We start from the raw sequence: 19,372 nt of genomic DNA on the forward strand, positions 1-19,372 counted from the left end.
AATGACAAATTTTAATAACTCAAAAATGAATGTAGATGCTTTATTTCTAGGACCGAAATCTGAAAATGCAGTATTTTTCAGAGAGATGATGGAATATGCGGTAACGGAACATATGCATTGGCGTTCAGGCTACCACCCAGAAGACCCTGAATATGTGACAACGGTCGATCGTTATGCACCGGAATATAGGGATACTTTATATCGAACAGAAGGTATTTTAAATCAACTCTCTTCTAAGTTAAAAACAACATCAATCCCATGGTTTTCTCCTCGTTATATGGGCCACATGAATGCGGATACCTTAATGATATCGAATCTCGCGTACGTTATGGCAATGATGTACAACCCAAATAACTGTGCCCAAGAGTCTTCCCCCACCACAACAGTACTCGAGCTAGAAGCAGGGTTAGACCTGTGTGCAATGTTTGGTTATGACACTAATCAGTCATGGGGGCATATTACTTCAGGCGGCACTGTCGCTAATTATGAGGGGTTGTGGGTTGCTCGAAATATTAAAACGTTACCTTTGGCAATAGCTAAGCATCCTCAGGCTCGTCAATTACTAAAAGAGGATAGTGAGAAAGCGTTGCTGAATATGCCGACCTCTGCTGTTTTAGATCTTATCGATGATTTAAAGAAACAAGGATTATTTGAAGAAGTCAGAGATATGACTTGTCGTGGTGAAGGGGTAGAACAAGGGAAATTAGGTAAGCTATTAGTCCCACAATCTAAACATTACTCTTGGATGAAAGCGATGGATATTTTGGGGTTAGGACAACAAAATATCGTACAGCTCCCCGTCGATGCCAGTTATCGCACTGATACTGAGCAAATGAGACAAATTGTGTTTTCATTGATTGAACAAGGTGAGCCTATTTTAGCCGTAGTGGCTGTTGTAGGAACAACGGAAACGGGCGCGATTGATAATGTCGCAAAACTGATTGAATTGCGCAGAGAGTGCGAAGCGCGTTTTGGTGTCTCGTTTTATATTCATATCGATGCCGCTTATGCAGGCTATGCCTGTGCCATGTTCCGTGATGAGAATAATCAATTCCTTGATTATGATGTTTTGATTAAACGTTACCATCAGGAAGGTATTTTCCCCTCCGATGTTGTTTGGCCAAAGCCAGAGGTTTATCAAAGCTTCAAGGCATTACAAGAAGCGGACTCTATCACGGTTGATCCTCATAAAGTGGGCTTTATTCCTTATGCGGCAGGAGCAATCTGCATGAAGGATAAACGTATTGTTGATCTCATTTCTTATCATGCCGCTTATGTGTTTGAAGAAGTTGCAGAAAAAGGGCGTAAAGCAGAAAAGCAACAAAACGTATTATTAGGCTCTTCAATCATGGAAGGGTCAAAAGCTGGAGCCACGGCGGCGGCGGTCTGGGCGGCCCATCGGTTAGTTCCGCTAAATATTCTCGGTTACGGAAAAGTGATAGCAGCAGGAATAACCACAGCGAATTGGATCATTGAAAGTATCAATACCTGTGAGGCATTTGAAATCGAAGATAGAAAATTCGAAATTATTGCGCTGCCATCGCCTGATTTCCATATGGTCAACTTCATGTTTAAGGAAGTTGGTAATCAATCATTAGAAAAGCAGAATCAACTGAATAAGCGCCTTTATGAGTTGTGCTCATATGCCGCAGGCCGCTCTTATACGAATGACTTTTTAACTTCCTCAACATCCTTAACCTCGGAAGAGTACGGTGATAATCCACGAAATTTCTGTCGTGAGGCTGGCTTTAGTGATCAAGAGTGGGATAAGACTCAGTCATTATATGTATTAAGAGCCGCGATCATGACACATTGCTTACGGGATAAGCAGCATTTCACCGATTTTTGGCAAGAGTTGAAAAATATCTTTGAAGGCAAGTTGCAACAGCTTATAGATGAAGAAAATAAATTAAATCATTCAAAACAAAAAATAACGCTATAAACTTCTTGGCTAGGATCTCAATATGAAAAATCGCACACTTGGCAGTATTTTTATTGTTGCTGGCACTACGATTGGTGCTGGTATGCTTGCAATGCCGATAGCGGCAGCAGGTAATGGCTCCACGATAAGTTTAGCAATGTTGTTCGTGCTTTGGGCATTGATGTGTTACACCGCATTATTACTTGTCGAAGTCTATCAACATGAGTCCTCAGAAACGGGTATCGGCTCTGTTGCTCAGCGCTACTTAGGCTCAGGCGGTAAATTTATTACCGGTTTTAGTATGATGTTCCTGATGTACGCACTAACGGCGGCTTATGTTAGTGGTGCAGGGGAAATTATTACCTCCAACTTAAAAAACAGTTTTGCTATTGAGATGGCTGATTGGATGGGGATTGTTATTTTTACGGTGATTGGTGGTGGTGTCGTGTGCTTTGGAACATCATCCGTTGATTTTATTAACCGTATTTTATTCGCAGCAAAAATTGTTTTTCTAGTCATTATCTTAGTGTTAATGATGCCACATGTTGAGCAGCAAAATTTATTGTCTGCACCAACAGAGAAAGTCTTGATCCTCTCGGCTATTCCTGTGTTTTTTACCTCATTTGGTTTCCATGGCAGTGTGCCAAGTGTTGTGAAATATATGGGCGGTGATGTGAAAAAATTACGGATAATATTTATTATCGGTAGTGCTATCCCATTAGTTGCCTATATTTTATGGCAGATTGCTACGTTAGGTAGCATTAACCCTACAACCTTTGTCGGCATTCTTGCAGAAAATTCAGGATTAAATGGCTTACTGGATGCTATCCGCAATGTTGTGATGTCGGAAAGAACCCAGTTTATTGCTCAGATGTTTATGAGTTTAGCGCTCGCCACCTCGTTTCTCGGTGTTGCTTTAGGGCTATTTGATTTCTTAGCGGATTTATTTAAGCGCCAAGATAATATGGAGGGCCGCCTGCAAACAGGATTATTAACTTTCTTGCCACCATTAGTCTTTGCGCTGTTTTATCCGAAAGGATTTGTCATGGCATTAGGTTTTGCGGCGATTGCATTATCTATTCTTGCACTATTGTTACCTAGCGCGATGGCATTTAAATCAAGGTTGTGTAATAAGCGTAAATATCAAGTTACCGGTGGCACACCTGCACTATTTATCGTGTTCTTGTGTGGTATTGTGGTGATCGGTGTTCAATTGGCAATTGCCTTCAAAATACTGCCAAACGTAGGGTAATTGACCTTTTCATTCAAATCAATAAAGCCAATCACGGACTCAACGGATTGGCTTTTTTTATTTCACGTCGATCATTGCTAATGCTTTTTTATCGATGGCATTTTATTAGTATCTCAATAAGAATAATTATCATTAGCATTTTATGCAAAAAAACAGATATATCTAAACTGGTAATCTTCAAAAAATCCACTATTATATTAGATATATCGGTTTTTAAGACCTAAAGGGGTTCTGAGAGTATTAATGAATAATGAACAACAAGCGGAACCGTGCCTTTGTGATGGTAAAAGCTTAAGCCGTATGTTTAACCCAAAACAGTTGCGTGTCTACATTCTGCATCTCTTGGCTGATGGGGCAAACTATGGTTATGAATTGATAAAAAAGATAGGGCAGGAAACGGCGGGTTTTTACTGCCCAAGCCCTGGTGTGATTTATCCAACATTAACATTACTAGAAGAGTTGGGGCTGATCACCGCGTATAAGGAGCAAGGAAAAGGGCGTAAGTGTTATTCGCTGACACCTGAAGGAAAATGTTTTCTATTATTGAAAGCTGATATTTTAGCGGAAGTTCAGCTAAAACTCAGTTATGCACAAGAGCTTACGGCTGGCAACCAATTTGCCAAAGAAATAGAGCTTGCTGTTGATAGATTTAAATCATTGCTGCGACACAACATTGTTTTGCAGGAATTGACTAAGGAACAATCAATGCGAGTTGTTGAAATTATCAACAGTGCTGTTGAACGTATTGAACAAGTCAACTCGGTATTGACAGTAGAAGGGCACGAACATGGCTAAAACCAATGATATTATTCAGGCAAAAGAGTCTTCATATATGAAAGATAACGTAAAGACATCACCTAATATACCATCTAACGAAAGTACGGAATCGGCCGAGGTAAAACCAGAGGCTGCATTAGATAAAAAATTTAAAGAGGTTGTTTGCCCAAAAGTACCGACATCTTATTTTAAACGAGCTAAACGCCAGCGTACTAAATAATAAAATAGGTTATTTTGCTGATTTATTATTCATGGTAAAACTTTTTGCACTTTAATTCGCTATTTTAGTGGAAAAAGGCCATGAAAATAAAAAAATAGACCTATTTTACCAAAACATTTTTCTGTTCTTAATGAACGGTCATAGTAAAACGCTGTTTATGGATTACATAATTATCATGTAATCCCCTAATAACCTTGGCTATTAGGGGATTGATTTAATTACAGGTTGAGTAGCGCCTGTATTTTTTCTATTTCATCGATCCACTGTTGTTGAAGCAGTGGTTTTTGATGAGCTAATTTACGTTGCCTATCTGCGTGTAATTTATCTTCAAGTAACAATAACTTTTCCAACAATTCATCTTCATAAACAGTCGATTGAGAAGCGGCTTCGTCTATATGGGGTGAAGCTACTTTTTCGTTAATTACGCTGTTATTTTGAAGGTGCGATTGTTGCTCGATTTGTTGGTAAATCTCCTCGACGTCAAGATACTCCTCTAATCGATTATTATTGATATACCAAAAACGCTGGCAACTCGTTTCAATTAACCATTTATCATGGCTAACCACCAGCAAAGCGCCTGCAAATTGTGATATTTGCTCACTCAGTGCTTCTTTACCTTCAAGATCAAGGTGGTTGGTGGGTTCATCTAGCATCACTAGCTCATATTGCGCCAAGCTCAAGCCAATAAATAACAACCGTGCTCGTTCGCCGCCACTGAGTGTTGCCACTTTTTGTTGGTGGCGAGTATAAGGAAAACCTGCACCAATCAATGCCATTTTGCGTTGTTCATCGACTAAATTAGCAAAAGGCCGTAAAGCATCAGATAAATTGTCATTATCATTGAGTTGCTCAAGTTGTTGGTCGTAATAACCCGCATTAATCGATGGATGAAACTTTAATTGCTCACTGTATCGTTCATCTGCTTTAAAACGTTGCCACAATAAACGTAATAAAGTGGATTTACCGCAGCCATTGGCACCAATAATGGCAATACGATCACCACTTTTGACTTGATGAAAACCTGTTGTGAAAAGCAATTTCTCATCGGGAGTCTTAATGTTGGCATGATCTAATTCAAGGACTCTATCTGCGGGGATCGATTTGCCATTTAGCGCTAATTTCCATTGATAGCCTTCAGTCAGCTCAGTTTGCGCCTCCTTGAGTCTATCGATATGTTTTTCCATCTGTTTTGCTTTACGAGAAAGGTCTTCGTTATCATAAACTTGACCCCATATAGCTAAACGTTTGGCACTTACCGCAATGCGATCAATCTCCTTTTGCTCCGCTTGATGGCGTTTTTCATCAGCGACATCTTTTTGGCTCAGTGCATGACGTGCAGATGAGCATGGGAGCCGGAAGAAATGTAGCGTTTTATCTCGCAATATCCATGTGCAGTTAGTCACTTTATCAAGCAGATTTTGATCGTGAGAAACTAAAACGAAGCTGCCTTTCCAGTTTTGCAAAAAGTTACCTAACCAAATCAATGTGGGAAGGTCAAGATGGTTACTTGGCTCATCCAATAGCATCAGATCGGGTTGTTGAATTAATGCTCTACCTAAAAGTAATCGGGTATGCTGCCCGCCACTAATTTGATTGGCTTTTTGTGCCCATTGTTTCTCAGTGAACCCTAAATCAGTCAGTAAAACTTCCGCTCGCCAACGCTCAGAAAGACGCTCTTGAGCAGGGAGTTGCTGCATAACTGCATCAATTAAACTCAAATGCGCTACCTCTTCGGGTAGGTGCTGTTCAATATAAGCGGTTACACACTGATTTGCATAAGTAATACTGCCACTGTTAGGTGATAACTGACCAGTCAAAAGCTTCAATAATGTACTTTTGCCACTTCCGTTATGTCCAATCAGACCAATACGATCGCCACTTTGTAGCGTGAAGGTAATATCACTCAATAAAGAGGTTGTAGAAGTATCATAATTTAATGATTTTACAGATAATAAAGTGCTCATAGCTTACTCAATTTTTAGGCATGACAATGCCAGGGTATAGTCAGGACGACAACCCAGTAAGCTGAGGAAGGTATCTTTTGGGAGCTTCGCTCAGGCAGGGTTATCGCAGTATATAACTGTGAAAGCCTGAGCTTTGGCGATTACCAAAGAAGTGTGAATAGTCAATAAGATCACACAACATCATAATAAGCCTCCTTTTTTCTAGTGTTGAACAATATCGCTATCATAACAAACCTAGCAACTTTCTATCAATCACAATGATGTATTGTGTTTAGGTATTGTTATAAATGATTCTAATGGCATTAAAAGTGTCATGAATAAAACTGCTAGTGGCTGTGGTGAGTAATAATTTTGGAGTAAAATCAAGATGTAAACATATAGGAAACGCCAAAATGAATGTAGAAATAAAACCAGCCACAATTAAAGATGCCGCTTTGATTTTAGATATGATCATCGAATTAGCGGAATATGAAAAAGCACGTCATGAAGTTAAAGCATCTGTCACCGATATAGAAAACTCATTATTTGGTGAAAATTCAAATACAGAGGCTTTAATTTGCTATGTGGACGGTAAACCTGCTGGTTATGCGGTCTTTTTTTCTAGTTACTCGACTTGGTTAGGTAATAATGGGATCTACTTGGAAGATTTATATGTTTCCCCTGATTATCGAGGAGCGGGTGCGGGTAAAAAATTATTAAAGCATATTGCAATGATTGCCAGTGAAAGGAAATGCCAGCGTTTGGAATGGAGTGTTTTAGACTGGAATCAACCTGCAATTGATTTTTATAAAAGTATTGGTGCTAAACCCCAAGATGAATGGGTTCGTTACCGTATGGATGAACAAACAATTGCTGAATTTATAAGTTAAATACCTAATAAGTTAATTTTATAACAAAATAATGCTAACAAACTTTTTTGTTAGCATTATTTTTTTGTTTTTTAATAAATCTTAAGCAATAAGTGCCAATAAACTCTTTTTAACTTTTGAATATGGTATTTTGTGATATATGTGCTATTTTACTTAAGGTTAAAAGGGATAAAATAGAATTAAATTAAAGGGATAGAGAACAGGCAAGTAACTTAATCTAAAAAGGAATGTTGTATTGAGATGTTAAGTTGAAAATGTGCGTTAGTCAGTTTTTATTTTCTTGGTTTTATTATTTTTTAGTGTGACTAAATAAGATGGGCAATACTAAACAATTGAATTAAAAATTAGCTATTTTCTTTCACATAAAGAAAAGAGAAGGGATGGTATGAAAATAAATAAACGAAAGATCATTTTTTATGTCGCTATTATTTTAATTATTGCAGCAGGTGGTTTTTATTATTGGAGTATGAATTCTAGCAGTTTACCTGCAGGTTTCGCTCAAAGTAATGGTCGTATAGAAGCAACCGAAATTGATATTGCAACCAAAACGGCAGGGCGGATCGATACTATTACGGTGAGAGAAGGTGATTTTGTCAAGGAAGGTCAGGTTCTTGCCAAAATGGATACCAGAGCACTGCAAGAACAGCTTCACGAAGTACAAGCTCAATTACGTCAAGCAATTAGTAATGTATCAACAGCAGAATCAGGTTTAGTGCAACGTGAAAGTGAAAAGTTAGCCGCACAAGCGGTTGTTCGTCAACGTGAAGCAGAACTTGATGCGGCACAGAAACGACTTAACCGTTCTCGTGCATTAGTAAGAACCAAAGCGGTTTCTCAACAACAGGTTGATGATGACACCGCACAGGTACAAGGCGCAAAAGCCGCGCTGCAAGCGGCTAAAGCTCAGGTTGCAGCCTCTCTTGCGGCAATTGATTCTGCAAAAGCAGGCGTTGTTCAAGCAAAAACGCGCGTTGATGCAGCGACTGCAACTGAAAGACGTATTATTGCTGATTTAGATGATAGTGTGCTTAAAGCGCCGCGTAACGGTCGTATTCAATACCGTGTTGCTGAACCTGGTGAAGTATTAGGGGCCGGTGGTCGAGTATTAAATATGGTTGACCTCAGCGATGTTTATATGACCTTCTTTTTACCTACAGAAGATGCTGGAAAAGTGGCATTAGGCAGTGATGTGCATATTGTCTTAGATGCTGCCCCTAATATTGTGATACCTGCGAAAGCGACTTTCGTTGCCAGTGTTGCACAATTCACACCAAAAACCGTTGAAACGCAAAACGAACGTTTGAAATTAATGTTCCGTGTTCGCGCACGAATTTCACCAGAGCTACTGGAAAAGAACCTCGAATATGTCAAAACTGGTTTACCTGGCAAAGCTTATGTTCGTTTAGATCCTAATGCCCAATGGCCAACTGACCTTGAGGTGAGATTACCACAATGACCCATAATTTGATGGATGATGTGATAGTAGATTTAAGCCATGTCAGCCAACATTACGGTGATAATTGTGCGTTGGATGACATTACTTTATCAATTCCAGCAAGGAAAATGGTTGGTTTAATTGGCCCTGATGGTGTGGGGAAATCAAGCCTAATTTCATTGATTGCCGGTGCAAGAGAGATCCAGCAAGGGAAAGTTATCGTTCTTGGCGGTGATATGGCAGATAAAGAACATCGCCGAGAAGTCTGTCCTAAAATTGCTTATATGCCCCAAGGATTAGGGAAAAACTTATACCACACGCTTTCAGTCTATGAAAACGTCGATTTCTTTGGGCGTCTATTTGGGCAATCCAAAGAAGAGCGCCAGTATCGAATCGACGATTTACTCGAAAGCACGGGGTTGGCTCCATTCAAAGATAGGCCAGCAGGGAAGCTTTCAGGGGGGATGAAACAGAAACTGGGGCTTTGTTGTGCGCTAATTCATGACCCTGATTTACTGATCCTTGATGAACCAACCACAGGGGTTGACCCATTGTCACGGGCACAATTTTGGGATTTGATCGAACGTATTCGCGAACGACAAACCAATATGAGTGTGTTGGTGGCCACTGCTTATATGGAAGAAGCGGAGCGTTTTGATTGGCTGGTTGCGATGGATGATGGCAAGGTCATGGCAACAGGACATGCCTCTGAACTGAAAGCACAAACACCGTGCGATGATCTTGAAGCTGCATTTATTGCGTTACTGCCAGAAGAGAAGCGTAGCGGTCATAAAAAAGTGGTTATCCCGCCTCGTGATACCTCAGACGATGATGTGATAGCGATTGAAGCGCAAGATCTAACCATGCGTTTTGGTCAATTTGTGGCGGTCGACCATGTTAATTTTAAAATACCGAAAGGTGAAATATTTGGCTTTTTGGGATCTAACGGATGCGGTAAGTCCACAACGATGAAGATGTTGACTGGGCTATTGCAAGCGAGCGAAGGGCAAGCATGGTTATTTGGGCAAGAAATTGACCCAAAAGATATCGAAACGCGCAAACGCGTTGGTTATATGTCACAAGCATTTTCCCTCTATAGCGAATTGAGTGTCGAACAAAACTTAGTTTTGCACGCTAAGCTATTTCATATCGCGGAAGATCAAATTAAGCAGCGTATTGATGAGATGTGCCAGCGTTTTGATTTAGATGATGTGCGAGATACGATGCCCGATGATTTACCGTTAGGTATTCGTCAACGCTTATCGCTAGCCGTTGCCGTTATTCATCGCCCCGAAATGTTGATCCTTGATGAGCCTACATCAGGGGTAGACCCTGTGGCGCGAGACATGTTCTGGAATTTAATGGTTGACCTTTCAAGGCGTGACGGTGTCACTATTTTTATTTCTACCCACTTTATGAATGAAGCGGAGCGCTGTGACCGTATTTCCTTGATGCATGCAGGGAAGGTACTTGATTGTGATACTCCTGATAATCTGATCAAAAAGCGCGGATTAGACACGCTGGAAGCCACTTTTATCGCCTATCTACAAGATGCTGTGGGAGAAGCCGGAGCGACCAAGGATACAGCCCCTGAATTTCATGTCGACCCTGAGCTTAAAAAACAGACGGATGAAGCGCTGAAAAGCCGTTTCAGTTTCCGTCGATTATTTAGTTATAGCATTCGGGAAGGGATGGAGTTACGGCGCGACCCAGTACGTTCGACACTCGCACTACTGGGTACGGTGATCCTCATGTTTATCATGGGCTATGGGATCAGTATGGATGTGGAAAATTTACGTTTTGCAGTACTTGACCGTGACCAGACAGGTTTAAGCCAAGGTTATACCCTAAATTTGGCAGGCTCTCGCTATTTTATCGAGCAGCCTCCCATTAAGGATTATGATGAACTGGAAACCGCGCTGCGTAGCGGTAAAGTATCTGTCGCCATTGAAATTCCCCCTAATTTTGCGCGTGATGTAGCAAAAGGGCATGCGGTGAAAATTGGCGTATGGGTTGATGGCGCAATGCCTAATCGTGCTGAAACTGTTCGTGGTTATGTACAAGCGATGCATCTCGCTTGGTTAAGCACCATGGCTGCTAAGCAACCTGTTGGTGTGGCGGGAATGCCTGTCATCGACATTCAAACCCGTTATCGCTATAACCCCGATGTAAAAAGTTTACCTGCGATTGTTCCCGCAGTGATTCCTCTGTTGCTGATGATGATCCCAGCGATGTTAAGTGCACTCAGTGTGGTACGCGAAAAAGAGCTAGGATCAATGATTAACCTTTATGTAACCCCGATCACCAAATTGGAGTTTTTATTAGGTAAACAGCTTCCTTATATTTTATTAGGCATGTTTAACTTTGTGATGCTCTGCGCGTTGAGTGTATTTGTTTTTGGCGTTAGCTTTAAAGGGAGTTTTCTGACCTTAACACTTGCAGCTTTTCTCTATATTACTATCGCAACAGGAATGGGCTTGCTGATCTCTTGCTTTATGAAGAGTCAAATCGCCGCTATTTTTGGTACCGCAATTATTACACTGATCCCGGCTACTCAATTTTCAGGCATGATTGACCCTGTCTCTTCACTTGAAGGGATTGGTCGTTGGGTTGGTATGGTTTATCCAACATCGCACTTTTTGACAATAACACGCGGTACTTTCTCTAAAGGACTGAACTTGTTTGATTTGCAAGCGTCATTTATTCCGCTATTGATTACTATCCCTATCGTGATAGGCCTCAGTGTTATTTTCCTGAAAAAACAGGAGTCCTAACTGATGATACGTAAGTTACAAAACATATTTCATTTAGGTGTCAAAGAGCTGCGTAGTTTAGGGCGTGATAAGGCGATGATGGCGCTTATTGTTTTTGCTTTTACGGTGTCGATTTATTCATCGGCAACAGTGACGCCAGGCTCTTTGCATCACGCACCGATTGCGGTTGCTGATCAGGATAAATCACAGTTATCGAACCGTATTATCAATAGTTTTTATGCACCTTATTTTAAGACGCCGGCGGATGTAACTCCCGAACAGATTGATGGCCTTCTTGACCGAGGTACTTATACTTTTGCTTTAGATATTCCACCTAATTTTCAGAAGGATGTACTGGCCGGTCGCCATCCAGAAATCCAAGTGAATATTGATGCAACACGTATGAGCCAAGCGTTTTTAGGTAATAGCTACATTCAAAATATCACTTTAGGTGAAGTGAATGAGTTTCTTGCTAAGTACCGTAGTGATGCGAGTTTACCTGTAGATCTTGAAGTTCGTATGCGTTTTAACCCCAACTTAACGCAATCATGGTTTGGGTCGGTAATGGCAATCATTAATAACATTACTATGCTTTCGATAGTGTTAACGGGCGCTGCGCTAATTCGCGAACGAGAACACGGTACGGTTGAGCATTTAATGGTGATGCCACTAACTCCATTTGAAATCATGCTATCTAAGATTTGGTCAATGGGATTAGTGGTTTTGGTTGCCTCGGCAGTATCGCTTCTGCTGGTGGTTAAAACCTTGCTACAAGTGCCGATCGAGGGGTCTATACTGCTATTTATGTGTGGTGTGGCATTAAGCTTATTTGCGACCACATCAATTGGTATCTTTATGGGTACGCTAGCTCGTTCAATGCCTCAGTTTGGGCTATTGATGATCCTTGTTCTATTACCGTTAAATATGCTTTCAGGAGGTATGACCGCACGTGAAAGTATGCCTCAGTTAGTTCAAGACATTATGCTGACGATGCCGACAACACATTTTGTGAGCCTTGCACAAGCGATTTTATATCGAGGAGCAGGATTCCAGATCGTTTGGCCTCAGTTTATTGTCTTATTAATTATCGGTATCGTCTTCTTTTCATTCGCATTAATGCGGTTTCGTAAAACCATTGCAACCATGGCATAACACCTTGCTGTTGCAATTATGTCAAAAAACGCTTGCTGAATTGTTCAGTAAGCGTTGTAATGTAGTGCCTATCAATTCAAAAATTATTACAAGGCTGTACCTATCAAATCGATAGTATTAACTGATTGGATAAAAAGGCTGTAAACCAGTAACTTAATAATCAACCAAACAGGAGAACGTAAAATGTCTTTAATTAATACTCAAATCAAACCATTTAAAAATCAAGCTTTTAAAGACGGTAAGTTTATCGAAGTCACCGAAAAAGATGTGGCTGGAAAATGGAGTGTATTCTTCTTCTATCCAGCAGACTTTACTTTCGTTTGCCCAACTGAACTTGGTGACGTCGCTGACCATTACGAAGAATTCCAAAAAATGGGCGTTGAAATCTATTCAGTTTCAACTGATACCCACTTTACTCACAAAGCATGGCACGAAAGTTCAGAAACTATCGGTAAAATCAAATACACCATGATCGGTGACCCAACAGGTGAACTGACTCGTAATTTCGAAAATATGCGTGAAGCAGAAGGTTTGGCTGACCGTGGTACTTTCGTTGTTGACCCACAAGGTATCATCCAAGCTATCGAAATCACAGCAGAAGGCATTGGTCGTGATGCTTCTGATCTGCTACGTAAAGTTAAAGCTGCACAGTATGTTGCTAGCCACCCAGGCGAAGTATGCCCTGCTAAATGGAAAGAAGGTGAAGCAACTCTGTCTCCATCTTTAGATTTGGTTGGCAAAATCTAATCGAAAACTTTATTTCGAAAGTAGAAAGTAAAAACATACTGATGTTATCGGGTGCTATGCACCCGATTTTATGACCAAGGGGATCATATGCTCGATAACAATATGCAAGCGCAATTGAAAGCGTATTTAGAAAAATTGACTAAACCTGTTGAGTTAGTCGCTAATTTAGATAGCAGTAATAAATCAAATGAAATAAAACAGCTTCTAAACCAAATTGCTGCGCTTTCAGACAAGATTACTGTTCGTGAAGTACAAGATAATACTCAAAGAGTACCATCATTTTTAATTACTAACCCTGGTGTTGATAGTGGATTGCGTTTTGCAGGTTCACCACTAGGCCATGAATTTACATCGCTTGTGCTTGCATTGTTGCAAATTGGTGGTCACCCATCTAAAGAAGCACAAGAGTTATTAGATCAAGTGAAGGCCCTTGAAGGGGAATTCCATTTTGAAACCTATTATTCATTATCGTGCCATAACTGCCCAGATGTTGTGCAAGCACTGAATTTAATGGCAGTATTAAATCCAAATGTCACACATACAGCGATTGATGGTGCGCTGTTTCAAAATGAAATTGAAGAACGTAATGTGATGGGCGTTCCCGCTGTTTTCCTAAATGGAAAAGAGTTCGGCCAAGGGCGCATGACATTAAGTGAGATCATTAATAAGGTTGACACGAATGCTGACGCGCGTGCCGCTAAAGCATTAACGGAACGTGAACCATTTGAAGTACTCATCATCGGTAGTGGACCTGCTGGGGCATCCGCAGCGGTTTATACTGCACGTAAAGGTATTCGCACTGGTGTGATCGGTGAGCGTTTTGGTGGCCAAGTTATGGATACCGTTGATATCGAAAACTACATTTCTGTACTCAAAACAGAAGGGGCGATATTTGCGGGAGCACTGAAGAACCACGTTGATGACTACAATGTTGATGTGATTGATGGTCAGTCAGTGACTAAGTTAATTCCAGCAACAGAAGAAGGTGGTTACCACCAAATCGAAACAGCTTCCGGCGGAGTAATGAAGTCACGGAGTATCATTATTGCGACAGGTGCCCGTTGGCGTAACATGGGAGTACCTGGGGAGCAAGAGTATCGCACGAAAGGCGTTACATTCTGCCCACACTGTGATGGTCCGTTGTTTAAAGGCAAACGTGTTGCTGTGATTGGTGGAGGTAACTCAGGTATTGAAGCGGCTATTGACTTAGCGGGTATTGTTGAACATGTGACAGTATTGGAATTCGCGCCTGAATTGAAGGCGGATTCAGTACTACAAGATAAAGCACGTAGCCTGAAAAATGTTGACATTATCGTTAATGCTCAAACATTGGAAGTGAAGGGCGATGGTAGCAAGATGACGGGTCTTGAATATAAAGACCGTACTGATGATAGTGTACATTTATTAGAAGTTGCAGGCGCATTTGTACAAATTGGCCTGTTGCCAAATACCAATTGGTTAGGTGATACCGTTGCACGTAACCGTATAGGCGAAATTGAGGTGGATGCACGTGGCGAAACAAATGTGAAAGGTGTGTTCGCTGCGGGTGACTGTACTACTGTACCTTATAAACAGATCATTATTTCAGCCGGTGAAGGTGCAAAAGCCGCACTTAGCGCATTTGACTACCTAATCCGCACCAGTACCAGAACCGCTGAATAATTGTTAATTCAGTAGGTTGTACCCAAAGGCACTCGGGGGCGAGTGCCTTTTTTTGTGCATAATCTTTACAAAAAAGGCTCAAAAGTGCCTAAAAGTGTTCAAGTGTGGACAACTTGTGGACGATCTAAACGCTGATTTGGTGGTACTTACAGCGGAGTAATACATCCCAGTGTGGACAATTTGTGGACATGCAAAAGTTAAATTTGTATTGCTTTTCGTCGTCAAAATCATCCTAAAACGAACAGTCTATTAAGCTAACTCTGTTCCTCCCTTTAATGGGTTGTACGTAATCGCATCTTGAAGAAAGTCCGGTGCAAAGTGAGCGTAGGTCAGTGTTTGCTGTAATGTCGAGTGACCTAGGAGCCTCTGCAAAGTAGTTCTTCTTGTAAAAGCGGCCTATATTCGCCAAACGCGTGACTTTATTATTGAGCTGGCCAAACAACGTGTTCAAGCGATCCAACTCGACCAACCGCAAGTAATGGAGTTTTGGGAGATATTTGATTATTTACACGATAACGAGGCTTTTGGTGTGAATCACAGTAGTGAAAAGGGTGTTTATGCAGTGAATTTTAACCATATTGCACAGGTGGCCAGTGAGTACCGCCAGTCTATGCTATTGAATACGGATATTAAGAATTTATTGAAAGCGGGGCGCATGCGTAAGTTTGTGGGCGTTAAGACGGTGTGAAGCGCGGTGAACAGCCAGTTTAATAGCACGCTTGCGGCGGGGAGTACGCTTAAAAGGCCTGAAGTGATTAAGTGCTGGGTGTTTCAGGAAAACAGTGAGAGTTAGTTTCCCCCTCTATTCATCTATAGGCTGCCGATGTGCAGCCTTTTTTATATCTGTAGATAGTTACCAACTAAATATCATAAATACTCAGAATGACAAACAAGTGAAAGCATAATGGGTTGTGCAATAAATAAGCATTACTAAGTGTCTTTTATATAGATAGAGAATTTGTGGGAGGGGTTCGGAAAGCGGTTACAATGGTTACAAAATTAAAATAGCCTTATATCTTATTGATACTATAAAGAAATATGGTAATAGAAAAAGGTTACAAATGGGTTACTTTGTAGTTACGTGTAACCGTTTTGAGAGGTTACAAATTAAAAATATAACTTATTGTTTTATAAGGATTTGACTTTTTAACCCCTGTTTTGTAACCCGTTGTAACTGATTTCCGGAAGGGGGGGACTTTAGGCGATAAAATAGTTGCCTGGCAGGCAACTATTTTGCTTGACACAATATTGTTAATATTGCATTATCCTTTATGTGGACAGGGTGAATCACCCTGATGCTCTTTAAAAGACTGCTAAATATTGAACTTGCACGAGGTTCTTCGAACCGATTACCCAGTATTGAGGTAATCTACTATGCCAAACGAGAAGCTTATATGTGCTCTCCACTGACCAAAGCGACGGCGCGGCGGCGAGGCAAAATGTGATTAACGGCTATTCTAGTTAATTATCTAATGAGTATTTTTCGACTGGAGGGTGAAATATATAAATATATTTCACCCAGATAAAGTGACCTGTGTTATCCATTTCATTTTCTTTCGGTTCAATATTGTTTTGTCGACTGGTGCAATAGGGCACCGATTGATAGAAGGCACTTTATTATGAGTAATAAAAATCTTTTAAAGGAATCTATTGAAGTTTTAAAGCTACTTTCAATAGAGATGCATGATGAAATGGATAATAGTAAATTAGATGAACTTAAAAAAGTAATTAAGGCATTAGAAGAACACGAAGAGGATCAAAAAATTACCCGAAAGGATTTATTAGAAGTCTTCTCTAAGGTTATTGAGTCGATACCTGCTGTAGCTTCAATACTTAATTTTCTGTTTAAGTTATAATACTAACTTACAGCAGGTCACTAAAATCTGGAGATATAAAATGAATATTGCTTATGCTTTAGAACTATGTCTAAGAAAAAAGGGCATTTCAAAAGCTGAGTTAGCAAAGAGAGCTATGCTTTCAAAATCTTATTTAACACGTCTTTTTAGTAACGAAAGAAAACCTAATTTAGATACTCTTGAGAAAATATGTACCGCTCTTGATATTCCTCTAAGCCTTTTTATTTTTCTATCTAGTGAAAATGTAAATTTAAGTAGTAATCTTAAAAATAAAATGGATAACATTATATCTGAACTTTTAGGTGATATAAATGAAACCTCGTTACCTTAATAAGCCAATCTCATCAATTTTCTCTTTAGCTAAATCACTTCAAACAACAGTTGAAGAGCTTCAATATTTATCGGCAAATGCTGATAAATATTTTTTTTTAGCAAGTAAGGTTCAAAAAGACGATGGTAGTTATAGAGAAATTTATGATGTAAGCCAAAAACTAAAAAATATTCATGATAAGATAACTAAAAATATTCTTAAAAAAGTGTATTACCCTGATTATTTACAAGGTTCTTTATCAAAAAAAGATCATATATCTAATGCTGAAATTCATACAAGAAAAAAAGTAATAGTAAAAGGTGATATATCAAATTTTTTTCCTAGTATAGGTAAAAATATTGTTTATCAAGTGTGGGTTGTTTTTTTTAATTTTTCTAAGGAAGTAGCTGAGTTATTATCTAACTTAATTACTTTTAATGGACGAATGGTGCAAGGATGTAAAACGAGTAGTTATTTAGCTAATTTAGTTTTATGGTCTAGAGAGTCTAAACTTGTTGAATCATTAAAGCTTCAGGGATTCACGTATACAAGATATGTAGATGACGTTCATGTTTCGGCTAAAAGAATAATGTCAAAGAGTGAAAAAACAAGAATTATAAAAGGAATTTATAATTTATTTGCGAGTATTAATGTTCGTCCAAATAGAAAAAAACAAGAAATAATGCCAAGAAATCTACAGCAAACTATTCATAAGTTGAATGTTAATAAATCAATGCCGAGCATGCCTAAACAAAAAAGAAATGATATTAGACAGCTTGTTTTTTTGTGTGGTAAAGCTTTTGGAGATAATAGGCTTGCAATTAATGAGTATACCAAGATGTATAATAGTGTTATGGGGAATGTTAATTATTTAAGGCGGATTCATCCTGAAGAAGGGGGGAGATTATTGTCAAAATTAAAATCAATTACACCTTCAAATCGATTTATATAATGAAATAATTTTATAGGTATATTAAATGCAAACTAAAGAAAAGAATAAAACAAACAATGGAAAAGTAACACTGAAGTTAAACTCAGAACCATTATATAAACAAGTGCCTTTCCATTTGGCTATTATTATACCTGTAACTTTATTTTTTATATTTGAATTCCCAGTAATGAAGATGGATTTTGAATATTCCATACCAGCTTTTGAGAAATTTATTCAATCGAGTAAGTTAGCATTTTTATTTTTATCACTTTGCATCCCTTTTGTTGCAATTGTAATGTATATGCATAGAACTGTTCAAACTCATGAGCAGATATCACTGACTCAAACCCAAATTAATAATGTTAATAAACAATTGGAGTTAATACAAGATAAAAATAATGCAGATTTATATTTTTCTCATAACAAATATATAAATGATAAAATAATTTCATTACCTAAATATAAATCAATTTTTTTAAACTCAAATGGGGAGAAGGAAGTTATTGAATCTGGAATTATGAGTGCCAGCCATATTTATGATCAAGTATATAAGAAATCAAATCCTAAAGGCGAATTTAATACCGAGTTGAATTTGGATTTTTCTAGAAAAATAAGAAATCTATTCGATCATTTAAATAGATATATACTTAAAGCTAAGTATGCTAACGACTTTTTAACTTTTAACTATAATGGAAGTGATGGTAATAATTTTAAAAAAATAAATGTGGAAGAGAGAGGTAATATTCTAATTGTGACTTTAAGTGAAATATATTCAGTTATTATTACTTTAAAAAGAATTTTAGCAATAAATGAGTTTCCATATTATAGATTATATGTTGCATCTTCCAATAATAAAAAAATTGCATATCCATATTCAAATGAGTCTGATTTAATTGATGATATAAATGGAATCAGGATTGCTTGTGTTAATTTATTGAATTCATTGAATTTCCCTGATTTGGAAACTGGGATTTTACAGGCGGGTCCTCATTTAGGAGATCCAATCACTTTATTTCTGCAAAATAGTGACGAAAATTATAAATGTATATTTTCATCAATCTTAACATCAGAAATAGCCCCAATTTCATCTAAGGTTTGTAAAGAACTTCCTAATAATAGTATGCAGACAGATGTATAATTATTGATTATATAGAGGAAGTGAAAGAGCTAAATACAATTTGTGCGAAAAGTAGTTTTGTTAAATTATGCATCGAATTGCACAAACTTAACTTTAACTAATATACTATTTAGTACCTTGTATTGCAGCTGGTTTTAGTGCTCCTCACAATTACACAAAATTCCCCCCCCCCTTTTGTGTGCGGGCGATGCGGGGGAGCAAGCGCGCGCAAAGGGGTAGATGTGAGCCGCGCTGGCTATTATGTGATTAGTCCATGAGTGGTGTTATTTGTGAGTATTCAGGCTGTACAGCCTAGATGAGATATAAAATAGTTTCGGGTATGTGAAATAGTTAGAACGGCGCTAAGGCCGTTCTATTACGTTTGAAAGGGGGAAGTATCGATTCA

General features: G+C 39.0%; 16 protein-coding genes and 1 pseudogene. 15 read left to right on the forward strand and 2 right to left on the reverse strand.

The genetic code is table 11. The features are described from left to right. The first annotated feature begins 1 nt into the window (after window position 1). The 4 genes from PSE69_RS09570 (at window position 2) to PSE69_RS09585 (ending at window position 4,170) form a co-directional block, all read left to right on the forward strand. Complete coding sequence (locus PSE69_RS09570) at window positions 2–1,942, forward strand: pyridoxal phosphate-dependent decarboxylase family protein (protein ID WP_004919591.1); 1,941 nt, start codon at window positions 2–4, stop codon at window positions 1,940–1,942. Window positions 1,943–2,024: 82 nt separating this feature from the next. Beyond that, on the forward strand, window positions 2,025–3,173 hold the full coding sequence (gene tyrP, locus PSE69_RS09575; RefSeq protein ID WP_310886312.1) for a tyrosine transporter TyrP: 1,149 nt from the start codon (window positions 2,025–2,027) through the stop codon (window positions 3,171–3,173). 243 nt (window positions 3,174–3,416) lie between these two features. Further along, window positions 3,417–3,968 carry a PadR family transcriptional regulator gene (locus PSE69_RS09580; protein WP_040133115.1) on the forward strand — a complete coding sequence of 184 codons (552 nt, stop codon included), beginning with the start codon at window positions 3,417–3,419 and terminating at the stop codon, window positions 3,966–3,968. After that, window positions 3,961–4,170 carry a hypothetical protein gene (locus PSE69_RS09585; RefSeq protein WP_004919597.1) on the forward strand — a complete coding sequence of 70 codons (210 nt, stop codon included), beginning with the start codon at window positions 3,961–3,963 and terminating at the stop codon, window positions 4,168–4,170. Before PSE69_RS09580 ends, PSE69_RS09585 begins: the two co-directional genes overlap by 8 nt. Before the next feature lie 218 nt (window positions 4,171–4,388). Here PSE69_RS09585 and PSE69_RS09590 read toward each other — a convergent pair whose 3' ends face one another. After that, window positions 4,389–6,134, reverse strand: a complete 1,746-nt coding sequence (locus PSE69_RS09590) for an ABC-F family ATP-binding cassette domain-containing protein (protein WP_121875202.1) — start codon at window positions 6,132–6,134, stop codon at window positions 4,389–4,391. Between the two features lie 392 nt (window positions 6,135–6,526). On the opposite strand from PSE69_RS09590, the gene PSE69_RS09595 reads away from it, so the two are divergent. From PSE69_RS09595 to ahpF, 6 genes are all read left to right on the forward strand, one after another. Next, window positions 6,527–7,003, forward strand: a complete 477-nt coding sequence (locus tag PSE69_RS09595) for a GNAT family N-acetyltransferase (RefSeq protein WP_036940170.1) — start codon at window positions 6,527–6,529, stop codon at window positions 7,001–7,003. 385 nt (window positions 7,004–7,388) lie between these two features. Then, the gene (locus PSE69_RS09600) at window positions 7,389–8,459 is read left to right on the forward strand and encodes an HlyD family secretion protein (RefSeq protein ID WP_004919603.1); all 1,071 of its coding nucleotides are present in this window, start codon (window positions 7,389–7,391) and stop codon (window positions 8,457–8,459) included. Beyond that, the gene (rbbA, locus tag PSE69_RS09605) at window positions 8,456–11,212 is read left to right on the forward strand and encodes a ribosome-associated ATPase/putative transporter RbbA (RefSeq protein WP_121875203.1); all 2,757 of its coding nucleotides are present in this window, start codon (window positions 8,456–8,458) and stop codon (window positions 11,210–11,212) included. Before PSE69_RS09600 ends, rbbA begins: the two co-directional genes overlap by 4 nt. A 6-nt stretch (window positions 11,213–11,218) precedes the next feature. Beyond that, entirely contained in the window at window positions 11,219–12,343 is a 1,125-nt protein-coding gene (locus PSE69_RS09610; RefSeq protein ID WP_169342274.1) for an ABC transporter permease, read from the forward strand. Window positions 12,344–12,526: 183 nt separating this feature from the next. Further along, window positions 12,527–13,090 carry an alkyl hydroperoxide reductase subunit C gene (gene ahpC, locus PSE69_RS09615; RefSeq protein WP_004919611.1) on the forward strand — a complete coding sequence of 188 codons (564 nt, stop codon included), beginning with the start codon at window positions 12,527–12,529 and terminating at the stop codon, window positions 13,088–13,090. 87 nt (window positions 13,091–13,177) lie between these two features. Continuing rightward, on the forward strand, window positions 13,178–14,752 hold the full coding sequence (gene ahpF, locus PSE69_RS09620) for an alkyl hydroperoxide reductase subunit F (protein WP_036940177.1): 1,575 nt from the start codon (window positions 13,178–13,180) through the stop codon (window positions 14,750–14,752). 249 nt (window positions 14,753–15,001) lie between these two features. On the opposite strand, the pseudogene PSE69_RS09625 reads toward ahpF, so the two are convergent. Then, window positions 15,002–15,127 (reverse strand): annotated as a pseudogene (locus tag PSE69_RS09625) (phage integrase); the annotation flags it as partial. A gap of 154 nt (window positions 15,128–15,281) precedes the next feature. Between PSE69_RS09625 and PSE69_RS09630 the strand changes: the two are divergent. The 5 genes from PSE69_RS09630 to PSE69_RS09650 all read left to right on the forward strand — a co-directional run bounded on the left by PSE69_RS09630 (window position 15,282) and on the right by PSE69_RS09650 (window position 18,987). Beyond that, window positions 15,282–15,440 (forward strand): hypothetical protein, encoded by a 159-nt coding sequence (locus PSE69_RS09630; protein WP_014658326.1) that lies wholly within the window; start codon window positions 15,282–15,284, stop codon window positions 15,438–15,440. A gap of 931 nt (window positions 15,441–16,371) precedes the next feature. Then, window positions 16,372–16,608 carry a hypothetical protein gene (locus PSE69_RS09635; protein WP_121875204.1) on the forward strand — a complete coding sequence of 79 codons (237 nt, stop codon included), beginning with the start codon at window positions 16,372–16,374 and terminating at the stop codon, window positions 16,606–16,608. A 40-nt stretch (window positions 16,609–16,648) separates the two neighbouring features. Next, window positions 16,649–16,939 (forward strand): helix-turn-helix domain-containing protein, encoded by a 291-nt coding sequence (locus tag PSE69_RS09640; RefSeq protein WP_121875205.1) that lies wholly within the window; start codon window positions 16,649–16,651, stop codon window positions 16,937–16,939. Further along, window positions 16,920–17,870: a reverse transcriptase family protein gene (locus PSE69_RS09645; RefSeq protein WP_121875206.1), complete on the forward strand. Its 951-nt coding sequence runs from the start codon at window positions 16,920–16,922 to the stop codon at window positions 17,868–17,870. Before PSE69_RS09640 ends, PSE69_RS09645 begins: the two co-directional genes overlap by 20 nt. A gap of 25 nt (window positions 17,871–17,895) precedes the next feature. Beyond that, the gene (locus PSE69_RS09650; RefSeq protein WP_154610289.1) at window positions 17,896–18,987 is read left to right on the forward strand and encodes a hypothetical protein; all 1,092 of its coding nucleotides are present in this window, start codon (window positions 17,896–17,898) and stop codon (window positions 18,985–18,987) included. Window positions 18,988–19,372: the final 385 nt, after the last annotated feature.

Source organism: Providencia sp. PROV122, from assembly GCF_028482365.1.
Lineage (GTDB): Bacteria > Pseudomonadota > Gammaproteobacteria > Enterobacterales > Enterobacteriaceae > Providencia > Providencia stuartii.